Source organism: Stieleria mannarensis (assembly GCF_014154935.1).
GTDB classification, from domain to species: Bacteria; Planctomycetota; Planctomycetia; order Pirellulales; family Pirellulaceae; genus Stieleria; species Stieleria mannarensis.
Window position 1 is genome coordinate 12,036 of record NZ_JACEHH010000058.1, and the last position, 18,589, is coordinate 30,624.

Here is an 18,589-nt window from a genome sequence, read left to right on the forward strand (position 1 = left end):
TTCGTTGACTTGTCGGAGACGTTTGCACTAGGCATGCATGCCATGTGCGAGTTGCCGAGCGAACCACGCGTCGGTGTTTTGGATCGATGCACTTGGCGAAATCATCACATTTTCAAATGGGACGACCCGTTCGCCATTGGCAATCCTTCGAGGCCAATTAGGTGTCGCCAGTGCGGCGCGTCCAAGCGAAATTAGGTCAGCATGCTCGTTTCGGATCACGTCGTCGGCGAGATCCGGATCATGCAATCCGCCGTTGGCGATCACTGGTAGTCCGGTCATGCCACGAGCCATCGTCGTAAGCGGCTCCCGGTTGTCTGTACTCGACTCGCGGAAACCGCGGCCTTCGCCGGCCACGTGGATATAGCTCGCTCCGGCCTCAGCGAGTGCTACGAAAATCGTCTCGGCTTCGGACTTTCCGCCCCAGCGGTAGTTGAAATCGTTGACTTTGGCCTCCGAAACGCGGATGCCAACCACGAAGTCATCGGGTGATGAATCGCGAACAGCGGCAACGATCTCTGCCGGATACCGAATTCGCGCCGACACCGCACCACCGTACCCGTCATCGCGGCGATTCGTGTAGTCGGTGATGAACTGGTCAAGCAGATAACCGTTCGCGGCGTGGATTTCGACCCCATGAAATCCGGCGCGTCGTGCGCGTCTTGCCGCCGCGACAAAGCCCTTGCGAACCTGAGCGAGGTCAGTCGTCGTCATGGCCGAAGGCAACCGATAGGGACCGCTGCCTCCGTATGCCGGCATCATTTCGCCGAGTGGCGGAACAGCGGACGGCGCAACGACGCGATCTGCTCCTTGCCTTTGCGACAATGCGCCAGCGTGCATCAATTGCATGATGGCCAAGCTCCCATGATCGGCGATCGAATTGGCGACCGGCTTCCAGGAGTTGGCTTGCCGCCGATCCGCGATACCGGGCTGGCGGTCGTAGCCCTGGCTGGCATCCTTGTCCGTGTAGGTTCCCTCCGTGATGACGATCGCAAAGCCACCGCGAGCAAAATCGCGGTAGTAATCTTTCATGCGATCCGTCGCCAGCCCATCGCCGCTGGCGCTCACGCGGGTCATCGGAGCGACTGCCAGCCGGTTGCGCAGCCTGCGCCCGAACATTTCGACAGGGGAAAGAACTGGCCTTGATAGGCTCGACATATTACCCGTTGCTTGCTTGGGATCAGTGGTTGGGATTCTGGACATCGTTCAACTCGACTTCTGAAGGTGGTTCGGTCGGTCAGCGTTGTTCGCCGATCGTTGACATTTCCCAAACGCACGTTCAATGCCAGTTGAGGCGAACTTTCTTAAGTGACTTTCGCAAAGGGAGTTACGGCCATTCCCTCGGTCACGACCGGCGGCACGACATTTCGGGGATCACGAAGATCCGTTGCAGAAGTAACGAAATCTCGTCATTCTTGCCACACACCCGATCAGTAACTCTCGCTCACCTGTGTTGGAGTATAGAGACCAAGTGCTTGGCGTGTTGGCCACCGGTGAAAGCGGCACTGGAAGAGAACTTCTGGCGCGAGAGGTCCATTATCAGTCGTTTGGTTCGCTGCGGCGGAGAAGCCGCGGCGAAGGGCGACTTCGTTCGGCGCGGCGGGCGATGCAAACGCAGTCACTTTTGGAGAAGGAGAAGCGAGGTCGTCATTGGCTGAGTCCTTGCTCTTGAGCCGATACTTTACGTACTCGCTTCGAGGCCTTTTTGGCAACATGGACTCGAAATTGACGATCGAGTAATTGGGAACAGGCCGCCCTGCAAGCAAGGTGTACATCATTCATCTCAAAGGATTTGGTTAAGAAGTACGTAGACGGCCCCCAACTAGTTGCACCGCCACCCTGACTCCTTTAACGTAACCGTCCATCAGCGGGGATACATGCGTTTCTAAGGCGTGGGAGAGTTTGCGATGCGACGCGGTTTGTTTGGGAACAAGAAGACTCGGAGTCGGCGAAGGAAGGATTTCTCGCGGCAGATCTGGGGTATGGAGAGCCTGGAAGATCGCCGCATGCTTGCGAGTGATACCGTGCTGCTCGACTTCAACAGCCAGCAGGACGACCTCGGTCAAAGCCACGGGGACTTGGTGTTCAATGGACCGAAGGGCTTTCAGATCACGTTCACCGACGACGAGTCCAATGGTGCGTCGGGCGGCAACGCGGCCGGCGTGCATCTCACCAACGATAACTTCGGCAACATTAAGGTCGGCAGCCAAAACGACTTCGTACTGGGAGCCTTCAACACGACCACGGGGCCAAACAACTATCACACCAGCGGGATCGTCGCGCAGTTCAGTAAAGGCGTTGATTCCGTGTCGTTCGATGACACGGATGACGACACGACCCTGAAGACTCTCTTTGCTTACGACGCCGAGGGTACGTTGATCGGACAAACCGCGCCGGACTCGATGACCCGATTCAGTATCGATACGTCGGCGACCGGCGGGCGACGCATTCATTCCATCGAATTTGATACCGATCCGGGAACGGCGGGCGGCAGTTTCGATGGGACGTACTTCACGATCGACAACTTTGAGGTGACCTACCGTTCGGCAGAAACAGGCTTGCCGAGTGTCGAAGGCGATGGTGTTACGATCGACCTCTACAACGGCATCGGCGGCGGCAGGGCACCGTTACCAAGTGACATCGCCACGCGGACCCCCAGTGGCTCGACACTTAGTCCCTTTATCGATTTCCCGCGCCCCGGTTCCGTCATCAACGTCGGCAATTCCTTCAATTCCTTCTTTTCCAACACAACGACCCCTCCGGATCAGGTCGCGGGATTATCGGCTCAAAATTTCATTCTGGACATCGATTTCTATCTCGGGATCACCGAGCAGATGGATCTTAACCCGGCGACCGAGGACATCGATATCACGATGTCGGTAGGAAGTGACGATGGATTCTATCTGACGTTCGACGACCAATTCATAGGGTCGACCGGTGACCGGGGTTTCAGCTTCTCGGGATTCAGCTTGAGTGTTCCCGAGGAAGGGCTTTATCCGGTGAATCTGCTATTCGCCGCAAACTCGCGTGGTCAGAGCGGACTTGAGCTTTGGTGGAACACGGCATCGACGGGATCACAGTTGATCCCTCAGTCTTCGATGTATGTCGATCCGAATGTCGGCAACCAACAGATTACGTTCGAAGAGTTGCCCAGTGGGACGGCGGTCACGGATCAATTTGCTGACAAAGGGATCTTGTTCGAAACATCGGGCGGTCTTGAGGTCACCAATGCATTCCCGACCGACTTCGTCCCAGTGTCTCCCTCGAACGTGTTCGGCGCTTCGAACCCCAACCCGGCGGACACCGGAACGGTGTCGTTCACCTTTGTCGTGCCAGGGACGACGACACCCGCCTCGACAGATCTATTCAGCTTTTACGCGCTCGACGCAGAAGCGATTGGCGTGACGGCAACGGCATACGATCAGACTGGAGCCGTTCTGTTTTCCGACACATTTAACGCAGGGGGCGCAACACAAGAGTTGGTGACCATCGCCACGCCGGGCATCGCTCGTGTCGACCTCTCACTGGGATCCACGACCGATACTTCCGCGATCGACAATGTTACTTTCAACACGCCGATACCGCTGCTCGCCGATCTCGCCGCGACCCCTGTTACAGATTCCTTGCTGGCTCAACCGATGCAGCAAGTCACACTGGATTACTCGATCGAGAATGTGGGTTTCGCGGCGACAACGACCTCTCGCGTTGATGCGGTGTATCTCTCCACTGACACTCAAATTGATCCGGGTGTCGACTTGCTTTTGAGCAACTCCGTCGCCAATGACATTGTCAATCCCGGGGAGCAACTCCCCGTGTCGCGCACCGTCCAGCTGACAGGTATCGCACCCGGGGATTATTTCCTGATCGTCAATGTCAATGACGATCAACGCGTTGCTGAGCCGGATTTCACAGATAACACCGCGGTAATCCCGCTCAGCATCCCGACGTCGGCCCCCGAGGTTGTTTCGCAAGTACCCTACGGCTCAACGAGCGACGAGGCCTCTCGGATCACGCTGAATCTATCCGAACCGGTTTCGGTTGCCGGAGCAAATGATGCGAACAATTACGTGCTCACCGATCTCGGTCCGGATCGCCTTCCGGGCGGCGGTGACGATCAAATCATCCCTGTTGCACCGACGTACCTGAATGGAACGGACGTAATCGATCTCGCCCCCGTGCAGGGTGGTGTCGTTGATTTGGCCAATTGGATCGAACGTGACTATGCCGCCGGTGGAAGTGGCGATTGGCGAATCGAAGGTGGAGGGTCCAGCGTCAAGCAATACGTCAATGGAAGCCCCACGTTCTTTGTCAGCGACTTCGACTTCATCGATCGTGAATTCACAGGCCGAATCAAGGTGGAGACTTCGGGCGATGATGACTTCATCGGTGTCGCGTTCGGACTGAGTCTCAACCCGAGCAACAATCGACCGGATAGCTATTATCTTTTGAACTGGAAACAGAGCAACCAAAGTTCGGCCGAAGAAGGATTTAAACTCCTCAAGATCACGAACTCTTCAACCATTTCAGCGGGCACCGTGAACGACTGGATGTGGAACGGCGAAAACGCCACCTCCGGCAGTGCCCGCATTGAAGTGTTGGAGCGGCTCACGAACACGACGGTCGGGTGGGCCGACAACACCGAATATGAATTTCGTTTTCGCTACGAAAGCAACGGCGACATCGACGTGTCAATCAGACGGAGCAGCGATGGAGCTGTCTTTTGGCAACGATCTTTGAATGACCCGAACGCCTTGGGTGCCGGAAAGATCGCCTTCTACAACTACAGCCAATCTTCTGTCCGCTACAGCGGATTGCGTCAATCAGAATTTTTGGAAGAGGGGACCTACCAGCTATTGGTCGCATCCGGGGCCGGCGCTCTAGAAACCAACTCCGGTGTACCGCTCAACGGCGACCCCGACGTTCCCGGGTTCGAAGACTACATCAGCACGTTCACCATCGATCAAACGCCTCCGATGGTTTCGGACGTCGCCATCTTGCCCGTCGGAGCCGCCATCGATTTCTTTGACGCGGGCGGCGTGGATACCGCAAGCGCCCAGTCCACATTGAACTACACGCTGCTGGGCAGCGGTGGGGACGGCACGTTTGGAGACGGCAATGAGATTTCTATTCCGATCAACTCGGCAAGTTACGCCGACTCCTCCGTGCTACTGGCCACGGATGCGCTGGGTGACGAGGTTTATCAGCTCACCGTTGATGGGATCGTCGATAGGGCCGGCAATGCCTTGGAGACGCCCTACACTGCGACACTCAGTCTGCTGACTGGTCCGGCCATCGGATCCATTGATCTGCAAACAGTAAGCGACTCCGGCGTATCCGACTCAGACAATCTGACCAACGATGAAACACCGACATTCGATTTGTCTGTGAACAAGGCGGGACTTTTGGAGGTCGACCTGGACGGTGATGGAGTCACGGACGTCTCTCAACTTTTCACCGAACCAGGCACACTTACGGTCGAGACGGCGCCGCTGACTGACGGGCGCAGAATTGCGTCCGGCGATTTTTTTCCGGCCATTGGTGACCCGGTCTCGTTCTCCCTGCCTTTCACAATCGACACGCAAGGTCCGTTCGTACTTCCAGGTTTCGCCGAAGAGCAGGCTCCCCTCTCGTCTCGCCAGATCATCTTCAATGAAGACATCGATGTGTTCAGCATCCTTCCGACCGACATCGTCATGCTGGATCCAAACCTTTCGGTTGTCCCGCTGACATCCGCCAACGGCATCGGGAACGCGTTCACGTTCGGGTTTGCTCCGATCACACTGCCCGGCACCTATCAGATCACGGCGTCAGCCGCGCTGACCGATCTGGCCGGCAATCCGGCCAACCAAGATCAAGACTTCATCAATGGAGAGCCCTTTGACGATCGTCCCGCCGACACCTTTGAACTGCTGCCGGACATCACCCCGCCGGAAGTCGTTTCGCTGTTTCCGACCGGCGTCATCAACAGCGACGTGGACGCGTTGTTCTTGGAATTCGACGAGGCGATCTGGCCAGGATCGTTCACTGTCGACGACGTCAGCATTACCGGCCCCAACGGTCAGGTTGGGGTAGCCTCGATCTCGGATGCAGATTCGCTTTTCTTCACCGTTGAACTGACCACGCCCATCACCGCAGAGGGAGACTATGACGTCTCGATCGGCCCCGAAATCGAAGACCTCAGTGGCAACCAATTGAGCTCAGCGGTCTCGACTACCCTCACACTCGACAAGACAGGACCAGCCGTCGAATCGGTCGTGCCCCATTTCGGCGCAAACGGTCAAGCCGAGAACTTTGATGTAACGTTCGACAGCAGCATTCTCCCGGAGTCGTTCACGTCGAATGACATCTCGCTTGTCGGACCCGCGGGAAATATTCCCGTCACCGATCCGGTTTGGATCGCCGGCAACACGTTCCGGGTCGATTTCACGGACCAATCTGCCAACGGAACCTACACGATTTCGGTCGGCCCCGATATCATCGACCCGGCGTCCAACCTGATGAATCAAGACGGTAATGGAACCGGCGGAGAACCCACCGATGCCTACCTTGACTCCTTTGTCGTCTCCTCCCCGGACCTAGTCGTCGAAAATGCCATCCTGACGCCGGCAAGCGGCCTCCGCTCAGGAGAGGCCTTCACCGTTTCGTACGACGTCACGAATCGCGGTGCAACGCAAGTTGGAAGCGGCTTCCACGACCGCGTTCGTTTGGTCGACGTCGACACAGGCGACACGCTCGCGGCCACCAACGTGTTCTACGACGCGCCGACCCTCGGGACGCTTGAGCAAGACGAGTCCATCGCGAGAATGGCGACCTTGATGTTGCCGGATGGACCTCCCGGCATTGGTGACTTCGATGTTCTGATCGATACTGATTGGTTTGGCGTTGTCCAAGAAGACAACGAGTCGGGGACAGCCGAGACCAACAATCGCCTCGATCCTCCCCTGCGTTTCACAGCGACGATCAATGATTATCCGGATCTGAAACCGGCACAGCTCCTCACGACCAACTCGACCGAGATCATTTCGGGCGAGACGGTCTCGTTGCAGTGGAACACCGAGAACGTCGGCAACGCGTCCGTATCGGATCCTTTTGACGAGCACATTGTGGTGACCGACGCCGGTGGGAATGTGATCGTCGACAGCACGCTCCGCTATGACCCGGCAGACACAGGCAACGATCTAATCGGAGCCGGTGTATCGCAGAACCGTACATTTGAGTTTGATTTGCCTGACGGTCTCGCGGGCGTGGGCGACTTTACGGTGACCTTGACCATCGATTCGGCAGACGAGGTGTTTGAGTACAGCGCGACCAACGGCGAGTCGAACAATGTGGCAACCGCGACGTTCGCCTCGGCCCTGGGCAACTATCCGGATTTGATTCCGCAAGCGGTCGAGGCCCCCGCCTACATCTTCGCCGGCACACAGATGACGGTCACTTGGCAAACCGCCAACCCCACGGACCTGGATGCGAGCGGAAGCTGGATCGAGGAGGTCGCTCTCGTGAAGGGGGAAAGCGAGATCGTGCTGGGTGAATTCCCTGTAGAAGAGGCGCTGATACCGGCCTTCCAGTCGTTCAACAGAGAGGAGCAGTTCACGCTTCCCCAAGGAATCGATCCGGGTGAGTGGTTGATTCGGGTCAGCGTGGACAAAGATGACACGTTCTTCGAGGTGGACGAAACCAATAACACGGCGTTTGCATTGCTGGGAACGGTCGTTCCGGTAACGTTGACGCTCTCGTCACCCACGGTTTCCATCGCCGAGGACGGTGCACCGATCAATGTTCGACTGACTAGAAGCGGCGACGTCGACGATGCTCTCACGGTCAACATCGTGAGCGACGACGAGTCCGAATTGGACGTGCCGGCACAGGTCACGATTCCCGCCAACCAGCTTTGGGTCGAGTTCCTCGTGTCGCCCGTGCAAGACTCCACTGCCGACGGTGATCGGGTCGCGAACGTCACCGCAAATATCCTGAATCCCGACGGATCCGAATCCGCCAATTATTCGCCCGACACGATTCCCTTCACCGTCACCGACTCCGCGGTTCCCGAACTGACACTCAGCCTTGCCGTAGCTGAAGTCGATGAGGGCGACAGCGTGACCGCAACGGTAAGTCGTGACACCAGCGTCAACAGTGAACCCATGTTGGTCACGTTGCGAGTCAGCAATGACAGCCAGCTCGATGTGCCGATTAGCGTTTCCCTCGATGCGAACGAGGCTTCGACCACCTTCGACGTGCTGGCGCTCAGCGACGAGCTCGTCGAAATCGATCGGGCTTACACCGTCACAGCGAGCGGATTTGGGCAGGACACCCAATCGTTGTTGGTGCGCGATGTCAATCGAAAAGACCTGACCGTGACAGTCGATCCGTTCGTGATCGAAAACTCAATCTTCCCCAGTGTCGGTCGTGTCACCCGTCCGGTTGCTACTGATGTCTCTCAAGTCATCCAGCTCCGCAGCGGAGATCCGACTCGCTTGACGGTACCGAATACCGTCACCATTCTTGCCGGCCGAGACTTCGTCGAGTTTCCCATGTACCCGGTGGACAACGTCACCCAAGGTGACTCGGTCAACATTGCGATTGAGGCTAAGGGCATTGACCCGATCGACCGCAGCACGCCGGTTCCGCCGGGCGGATCGTCTGTGATCGAAGTGCGTGATAATGACAGCCCGACGCTGACAGTCACGCTTGATCGTGGGCTCGTCAACGAGGACGCGGTGAATCCCGCCGCTCGCGGCACCGTCAGCCGAAACACCCTGGACAATTCCGAAGCGTTGGTCGTCACTCTGGCGTCGAGCGATACAACCGAAGCGACCCTGAACTCAACCGTCACGATCCGGGCGGGCGAGAGTGAAGCGGAATTTGACGTCAATGCCGTCGATGACTTCACCCCCGATGGACTTCAGTTCGTGACCGTCTCCGCCGGAGCGGACGGCTTCAATACCGGCTCGGCAATCCTAGTGGTGTCTGACGTCGACAAACCCGATTTACGGCTGTCGGAAGTCTCCGTGCCCGAAGCCGGCCTAACGGATCGCGTTGTCGATGTCGTCTACAAGATTCAGAACGAAGGCCGACAACCCGCACCGGCAGGTTGGACCGACCGAATTTATCTGTCGACCGATCCGATTCTCAGCGACGCCGACACGTTGGTGTTCGAACACGAAATCGATCAAGCCCTGGACGTCGGCGCCGAATTGACTGTTACGGCACCGGTCATGCTGCCCCCGGACGTCGGCGAATACTTCTTCATCGTGCAGTCGGACGTGAAATTCGATGTCGATGAAACGCTTGAAAACAACAACCGCGGATTCTCCCACACCATCGATGTCACAGCCGAGTACTTGGTCAATGCGTCGACGGAAGTCGAACAAGCCGTCATGGGGACACCGGTGGCGATCGAAGGAGCGGCCACCCTCGCCGACAGCGGCTTGCCCGCCGAAAACGCGGACATTGTCGTCTTTGTCACTAGCGAGGGCGGCTTCGTGCGACGCATCAACGCGACGACCGATGCCAGCGGGCAATTCTCCGCCACGTTCACGCCGCTGCCGGGTGAAGCCGGTGACTACGCCATCGCGGGCGCACATCCGGGCGAAACGAGTCCTGCGTCACAAGACGAGTTCACGTTGATCGGCATGCGGGTGCTGCCACGATCGACCAGCCACCAGATCAAAGATGGAACCTCACTGACCCAGAACTTGCAACTGGTGAATCTGAGCGACGTTGATTTGACGGCGATCAACTTCGAAATCATCGGCGCCCCGACGAACCTCGATATCGACGTCTCTCCACCGGCGTTCGCACGGTTGGTCGGACGAGACACCGAGACATTTTCCTACACCATCGATGTTCTCAATGACTCCATCACCATCGCCGACTTCACCATTCGTGTGACGGCCTCGGAAGGTGCCACACTGGACGTTCCCGTTTCCGTGACGGTCACTCCGCTGATGGGCCGACTGACCGTGCCATCGCGAATCGACGAGGGAATGTTGCGGGGACGCTTGACCCCGATCGACTTGGAAATCACCAACGACGGTGGTGCGTCGACCGGCCCGATCGACGTTTTGTTGCCGCCGGCACCCTGGCTCTCGGCGCCATCCCAAATCGAGTCACTCGCGCCAGGCGAAACCACGAAGCTGCAATTGGTACTCAACCCCGACGCGAGTCTGCCTCTGGGGCCCTACTCCGGAAGTCTCGTGCTGAGTCCGACGAACGCGTCGGCGGTCAGCATTCCGTTCACGTTCACGGCGACATCGGATGCCACGGGCGGCCTTCGAATCACGGTCGTCGATGAGCTGACCTACTACGGCGCCGATGCCGCCAACGTCGAAGGCGCCACCGTCACGCTGACCAATCCATTCACGGACGAAGTCGTCGCGTCGGCTGTCACCGATGCCACCGGTATCCTATTGCTGGATGCAATCCCTGAAGGCAACTATGAACTGGCCGTATCCGCCGCAGACCACCACACAACACGGTCGTCTCTGGTAATCGAGCCCGGTGCGACCATCGAACGAACCGCCTTCATCAAGACACGACTGGTCACGTACAACTGGAATGTCGAACCGGTCGAATTCGAAGACCGCACCCGCGTCACGATCGAATCGGAATTTTCGACCAACGTTCCGGTTCCGGTCATCGTGGTGGATCCAGGCCAGATTGACCTGGCGCAGGTTGAAAACGGGTTCCAGCAGATCGAGTTCACGATCCGCAACGAAGGCTTGATCCAGGCCGAAGATCTACGTTTGGAATTCCCGAGTCACCCGCTTTGGGAAATCACGCCGCTGATTGACAACATTGACGTCTTGCCCGCCAAAAGCTCGGTCAACATCCCTGTGATTATCCGTCGCATCTCGTTCGATGGTTCGGCATTCCCCAATGACCTGTTGGCCAACAACCAGGGGCCCTGCTCGTTCACCGCGACGATCAAATGGATCTTGCTTTGCGGTCCGTTCGGAATCCCGTACTCCGTTCCGATTCCGGTTTTGAACGCGCATGGTAACTGCGGCAACACTTACTCCGGATCCGGCGGCGGAGGAGGTGGTGGTGGTGGCTTCGGAGGTGGAGCTGGTGGAAATATTGGCCCCAGCCTTAATAACCCGGTCTTCAACTACAACCCACCCGAGGAGTGCGATTGCGTCAAGCGAAGTCTATCTTTGTCCGTCGGCGTCCCGATTCCGCTGAAGGACTTCAGCCTCGGCCCAGTCAAGGGAGAGGTCAAAGTCGAGTCGAAACTGGAGGTGAAAGCGGAAACATGTTGTCCGGAGGAAGACGGCGCGACCGGACTCAAATTCTCTGGCAGCGCGGGCATCACCGGCGAGGTCGGGTTAACGTATTTTCTTGCCGGTGGTTCAATCTCCCACACCGAGGTTATCGGCGGCTATGAATACTCGTTCGAGATCACTGCCGGAGCCCCCTTGGAAGTGAAGGGAACGGTGACAGGATCGGCGACCGTTGAAAAGGAGTGTGATGGTGAATTTAAGGCCTGCGGTCAAGTCTCAATTGGCCTTGGCGCGTCGATCGGGCTAAAGGCAAGTGTCTCGGGATCCAGGAAGCCCGTCGGTGGATTGCGCGTTGAAAAGTATGGCGGGGAGGCTTCGATCTCTCTACAGACGGGGGTCTCCGGTTCGGTGCAAAAATGTGTGGGCGAAGAAACCACTGGCAAAATTTGCTTTGACGGGGTCAAGTTTGTTGCCGAAGCAAAACTGTTCATTGGAGAGGAAGTAGTCGGCGTCGGTTTTGAGCAGGAAATTGCGGGGGCGAGTTGCATCCCCGAGTCGACTGCAACAAGTGCGCTTGATGCGTTATTCGAGGATCTGTCTGATCCACAAACGCTCGTCAACGCGTACGACGGCACCGAAGAAGACTTCAAAGCTGCGCTTGGAATGCATCCTGATGCGTCGCTCGGCCAACCAATCACGATCAATGAGGACGGTACGGTCGAAGATCCGCCGCCGGCGGATCATTCCCTGTTCCGCACCACGAGCGATGTGTGTGCCGTGGTTCGATTGCGTCTGGAACAAGACGTGGTGCTCACCCGAACAGCGTTTGAAGCGACACTCGAAGTCAACAACGGGGCCGCGTCTCGACTCGAAGACTTGCAGGTCTTCATCACAGTGATCGATGTCGCCAGCGGCGACATCGTGGACGATCGATTCGCCATCAGTGAGGCGATTGCGTCCACTTTCACGTCGTCTCCCGACAGTTCCGATGAGCTTCCGCTCTGGGACTTGGCCGCCGAAGCGTCCGGCGTACTGAAGTGGACGCTCCTACCGACCGACTTGGCAGCGCCCCAAGGGCCGACCGAATACACCGTCGGCGGCTTGATGACGTACACGCTCGATGGCGAAACGATCAATGTGCCGCTCTACCCGGCACCGATCACCGTCTTTCCCGACGCGGCTCTCGAACTGAAGTACTTCCACCAACGCGACGTCTTCAGCGACGATCCGTTTACCGACGAAGTCGAGCCCTCGATTCCCTACGACCTGGGCATCATGGTCAGTAACGTCGGAAAAGGAACGGCCAACAATCTAGAAATCGTCTCGGCGCAACCGCAGATCATTGAAAACGAAAAGGGGTTATTGATCGATTTCGAAATCATCGGTGCCGATGTGAACAACGTGCCACAGCCGGAAGCATTGACGATCACGATGGGCAACATCCTGCCCGACGAGACCCGTGTCGGGCGATGGCAACTGACGTCGACGCTTCAGGGTCATTTCGTTAACTACAGCGCGTCCTTCGAGCACCTGACCGGGTTCGGCGATCCGAGAACCTCCATCGTCAAGCAAGTCGAGATTTTCGAAACGATCCGCACGGTGCGAGACACCCGAGACGGAGCCGACGATTTATACGACTTCTTAACCAATGACGTCGACGATGAATTCGATCTACCCGACACCGTCCACCTCAGCGACATGTCGGTCCAACCGGTCGGCCGTGGAAACCTCCAAGCGGTGCTGAAGAATCCTGTTCTGGGTGATTTGGTCGCCGAAATCGATGTCACCATGCCGGACGAATTCGGCTATCTGCTGATCGACGACCCCGGCGACGGGCAATACCTTCTCGATCGTGTCGAACGCGCCGACGGAAGCGTCGTTCCCATCGACACGAATGTCTGGTTGACCGACCGCACCTTCAAGACGCAAGGTGAACGTCCGATCTACGAGAACAAACTCCATCTGTTCGATCATGGCGGATCGAGCGGCTACCGTATCTTCTACCGTCTCGATGACGAAGTCGCTCCCGTCCTGACCGACGTCATCGACGTCACCCCCGACCCGCGAGACGCCTCCGTTGACACGATCCGAGCTCAATTCAGCGAAGAGATCAATACGTCGACATTGACGTTCGAAGACCTGGGGCTGACCCGAAACGGAACCGTTGTCCCGCTCGACGATTCGATCACCATCTCTGATCTTGGTGACGGACTCTACGAATTTGGTGGCCTCGCTAGTTTCACATCACCGGCCGGCGTCTACCGATTCTCACTGGATGCCTCCGGAGTCACCGACTACGCGGACAACGTCGGCCTTGGAGCCGAAGTCGATACGTGGACCAACGGCACGGCGCCGGTTTACGTCGTCGCAATTGACCCGGGGCCCGCCCGCCAAAACGTGCCGGTAACCCAAGTCGATGTAAGCTTTTCGGGGGACATCAACCCGGCCACCTTCGACATCGGTGACCTCGCGCTGATGCGAGACGGAACACCGCTTGCCGTCGACGGCCTGAGCATCGAAGCCATCAGCGATCAATGGTTCCGGATCTCGAATCTCGCTGATCTAACAGGCGCCGAAGCCACCTATGCGATCAGCGTCGATGGCACGGGCGTCGCCAACACAGCGGGAACACCCGGCTTGGGCTTGGAAATCGCAACCTGGACCTTCGATGAAACGGCCCCATCGCTGATTGATTTGGAGCAACCGGGAACGCCGCGCAAGATCGTCCAACTTGAGTTTGAAGTCGCCTTCGATGAACCGATCGATGTCGGCACATTTACCCGCGACGACGTGACCATGACCCGAAACGGAGGAGTCAACTTGATTGACAGTCTCGTTTCGATCGAGCAGGTCACGGAAACGACTTTCCTCATCAAGGGAACAAACTGGAATCAAGGCCTGGAAGGCAACTACGAACTGACGGTCGATGCAAGCGGTATCGCAGACCTCGCCGGCAACCTCGGGCAGAATGCGTTGACGGTCACCTGGGTCATGGATTTCACCAACCCGCTGCCGCCGGAGAATCTGGCGATGACGCCCGACACCGGCGTGAGTGACACGGACGGACTAACCCGAAGTCGCGAAATCACGCTGACAGGAACATTGGCCGAAACAGGCTTGAGTGTCCGACTCGTCGACGAAACGCTGGGGGAAGAACTCGGCTATGCGACCGTCGACGGAACGACCTTCACTCACACGTTTGCGCTGGGAGATGGTGTCAACCACCGCATCCGGGTGCGAGCGGTCGATGGTGCCGACAACATCGCCGACGCATTCTTCGACATCGTTCTAGACGAGACATCCCCCGTCGTCACACTCACCCAGGTAGCGCCCGATCCACGCGACACGCCCGTCACCAGCCTGGACTTGTTCAGCAACGAACCGATGAACTGGTCGTTGCTGTCGCTCAGCGACTTGGTGCTCACGCGAGATGACGGCCCGAACCTGATCGACGATTCGGTTTCAATCGACGTCCTTTCGGATTCGTTGGTTCGGCTGTCAGGCCTTGCCGGGCTGACCGACCTGACTGGAGCTTACAAGCTGCAAGTCGGCGGCGGACTCGAGGACCTCGCCGGGAACTCCCCCGATTCCAATGTGATGACCAGTTGGCGGAACGTCGACGACCAGTTGGCGCCGATCAGTTCGGTCGCCGACGGAGGCCAGGTCACCACGCCCAGCTTCCTGGTTCAGTGGGGCGGCGCCGATGAAGACGGTGGCAGCGGCTTGGCCTTTTTCGACGTCTTTGTCTCCATCGACGGAGGAAACTTTCTGTTGTGGCAAGATGCGACCACAGCAATCTCCGCAACATTCGACGGCGAGTTTGGTCGGACCTACGCGTTCTACAGCGTGGCCACGGACTTCGCCGGCAATGTGGAAGCCGCTCCGGTTACCGCAGACTGGCAGGTCGAGGTACCGCTGGGCGAAGCCACCCTTGGCGACTTCGTTTGGGATGACGCCAATTTCAACGGAGTCCAAGATCTCAACGAAGCTGGCGTTGCCGGTGTCACCGTCGAACTGTTCCGCGTCGACCCCGCGGGCGATGTTTCGGTTGGATCCACCGCCACCGACGGAGACGGCTGGTACTCATTCGGAGGCTTGGATCTCTTCAGTCAGTATTTCCTCACCTTCGCAACCCCAGACGGCTACTCGTTCACGAAGCAAGACATCGGAAGCGATTCGACCGACAGCGATGTCGACTTCCTGACCGGTTCGACCGATCCGTTCAACGTCACCAACGGACTCAACAATCGTTGGGACGCGGGACTTGTCCAATCGGGATCCATCTCGGGTGTCATCTGGAACGATGTCAATGGAGACGGCCAACGCCAGAGCGGTGATGACGGTCTTCAAGGATGGACCGTGTACCTGGACAATAACGACAACGGCTTCCTCGATGTTGGCGAACCTTCACGCGAGACCGATTCCGACGGACGCTACACGTTCGACAGCGTTCGCCCGGGAAGACACGTCGTCGCGGAAGTCATCGAAAGCGGATACACGCAAACCTTTCCCGGTGCCGCCGGCGCTACGGACAACGAAACTCATACCGGCGACACGTTCGTCAGTCGATCGTACTCGTTGGACGGGGGATCTTCGCTGACCTTCACCCCGGGACAGGAAATCGCAGGCCCCACCGTCCCCGAAGCGTCTCAACTGGTCGGACTGAATGACTTCTACGACGATCCGGACTATAGCGGCGTCGATGGAAGCGGTCATTCGGTGGTCATCATCGATACCGGAATCGACCTCGATCACGCGTTCTTCGGCGGAGATCAGGACGGCGATGGCGTCGCCGATCGAATTGTCTTCCAGTACGACTTCGCCGATGGCGACAACGACGCGTCCGACCACTCGGGACACGGATCCCATGTCTCCAGTGTGATCGCGTCCCAAGACGAGATGTATCAGGGTGTCGCTCCAGGATCGGACATTATTCATCTGAAAGTCTTTGGAGACGACGGGATCGGATACTTCAGCTATGTCGAGCAGGCATTGCAATGGGTGATCGATCACGTTGACACGTACAACATTGCCGCCGTGAACCTTTCCGTGGGCGACGGATTGAATTGGACGCAGCCGCGAGGTCTTCATGGGATCGATGACGAACTGGCAGTCCTGGCCGGACAAAATGTGATCACGGTTGCCGCGGCCGGAAATACCTACGGCCTGACAGGAATTGAAGGCTTGGCCTACCCGGCTGCTGACCCGAACACCATCTCGGTCGGTGCGGTCTGGGATGCTGATCGCGGCGGCCCCTGGGGATCCGGAGACAACGGAACGGACTACACGACCGCCGCCGACCGAGTCACCAGCTTCTCGCAACGCCATGAAGAGATGCTGGACGTGCTGGCACCGGGGGCACTGATCACGGCCGCCAATGCCATGGGTGGCGTCAGCACGATGCGAGGAACCAGCATGGCGACGCCGTACGTCACGGGGGCCGCCGTGTTGGCCCAACAGATCGCAACGACCACGCTCGGACGTTCACTCTCCACCCACGAATTCCGTTACTTGCTGGACGCGTCGGGTGCGGTTGTGATCGATGGCGACGACGAAAACGACAGCGTGCCGAACACCGATGCCACATTCCTGCGACTCGACTTGGTGGCATTGGCGGACGCCGTTTCCTCGTACGACGGATCCCAGGCGGTAAATCCGACAAGCCCAGACAGCGACGGCCCTGGTGGCGAAGTCGGGCCCTCGGCGGGAGGCGGATTCCGTTACACGATCGAGTTGGCACCGGGACAACACCGCGATGACATCGATTTCGGAAATCAACCGGTCGACATCACCGGCCCGTCCGTCCTGGACGTGAAGGACGTCACTCCCGATCCGCGGACCACAGCCGTGGACTTCGTGGATGTCGTCTTCGATGAAGAAGTCGACTTGGGCAGTTTCAGTTTTGAAGATGTCACGCTCAGTCGCAACGGCGTCAGTGTTCCACTGGACGCGACCGTAACGAGCTCATTGGTAAGTGGCACGACGTATCGCATCTCCGGTCTCGGTTCGTTCACCGTTGCCGAGGGCAACTACACAATCGAAGTCAGCTCCGCGGCCGTTCAGGATCCGTTCGGAAACAGCGGAACTGACTCGGCATCAGACACTTGGACCACCGACACTTCAGGCCCGACCAGCTCGGTGCAAAGTCTCGCTCCTGCTCAAACCGCGAAAACCTTTCCCGTCAACGTGTCCGGCTCAGACACGGCCGCGGCCGGATTCGGATCAGGCATCGCGGCCTACGAAATTTATCGGCTGGTTAACGGAACCGCGTGGGAACTCTGGACCACGGTGACGGCCGATAGTCCGCTGGCCATGTACACCGGCGAGAGCGGGGATTCGGTCGGCTTCTACAGCATCGCGATCGACGCGGCAGGCAACCGTGAATCGAAGGCGCCGACGATCGAAGCGGGGACCTATGTTCCGGATCTCGACGCGCCGGTAACCCAAGTGGATGCCGTCGATTCCACGAACCCGACATTCGACGTTTCGTTCAGCGGAACAGACGCGGGGCCGACGGGGCTTCAACACTTCGAGGTGTTCGTCTCTGTCGACGGTGCCACGGCACAAAGCCTGGGGACGGTCGCGGCCGGATCGCCTGACGGGTCGGGCGTCTACTCCGGATCGATTGCCTATCAAGCGATTGCCGATGGCACCTCGCACTCGTACCGGTTCTTCACCACCGGAACCGACGGAGCCACCACGGCGAACGTGGAGACGCCCCCGGCTTCACCGGCGGACGTGACGATCGATGCCCTCTTCGAAGTTCCGGCGTCTCTGGAGGCGACCGACTTTGACGTTCAACGCGGCGCGATCCAGCGATCGTACATCCGCTACTTGGATGTCACGTTCAACACGCAGGATTTCGGCGACATCATCACCACGCTCGACGATTCCGACGCAGGGAACGACCGCCTCCGTCTGCTGCGATTTAACAACGACGGATCGGGCCCCGGAGACGCGGTGGATCTGACCGGACGCGCGAGCGCGGTGGACCAAGTGATGGAAATCGACTTCGGCGAGCAAGGAATCGGGGGCGACGCCAACTCCGCGACCGGCGACGGCTATTACCGACTCGAAATGGACCTCGACGGCAACGGCTCCTTCGAGACGGTGAAGGCGTTTTATCGCCTGCTCGGCGACGCCACCGGCAATCGCTCCGTCGGATTCGAGGACACGTCTCCGATCTTCCTGAACTACTTCGCCGCCGGGCCGTTGGACAGCGATTTGAACGGCGACCAACTCACGGACTTCAACGATTATCAGCGGGTGATCGACAACCTGAATCAGACAATCGACGGCGGGCTACACCTCGATGATTAGAAATTCGTCATATTTTTCCAGTGAGGATCGATCGGCATCCCCTGACGATT

Annotated in this window: 3 protein-coding genes; 2 read left to right on the forward strand and 1 reads right to left on the reverse strand. The window is 58.2% G+C overall.

Features of this window, described 5'->3' with window-relative positions:
• Positions 1 to 27: 27 nt before the first annotated feature.
• Positions 28 to 1,200 carry an oxidoreductase gene (locus H1B37_RS27820; protein WP_353620939.1) on the reverse strand — a complete coding sequence of 391 codons (1,173 nt, stop codon included), beginning with the start codon at positions 1,198 to 1,200 and terminating at the stop codon, positions 28 to 30.
• Between the two features lie 247 nt (positions 1,201 to 1,447).
• Between H1B37_RS27820 and H1B37_RS34585 the strand changes: the two genes are divergently transcribed.
• A complete protein-coding gene (locus tag H1B37_RS34585; protein WP_353620940.1) occupies positions 1,448 to 1,669 on the forward strand; it encodes a sigma 54-interacting transcriptional regulator in 222 nt (73 codons plus the stop codon).
• A 334-nt stretch (positions 1,670 to 2,003) separates the two neighbouring features.
• A complete protein-coding gene (locus H1B37_RS27830; protein ID WP_182870555.1) occupies positions 2,004 to 18,539 on the forward strand; it encodes an SdrD B-like domain-containing protein in 16,536 nt (5,511 codons plus the stop codon).
• Positions 18,540 to 18,589 lie beyond the last annotated feature (50 nt).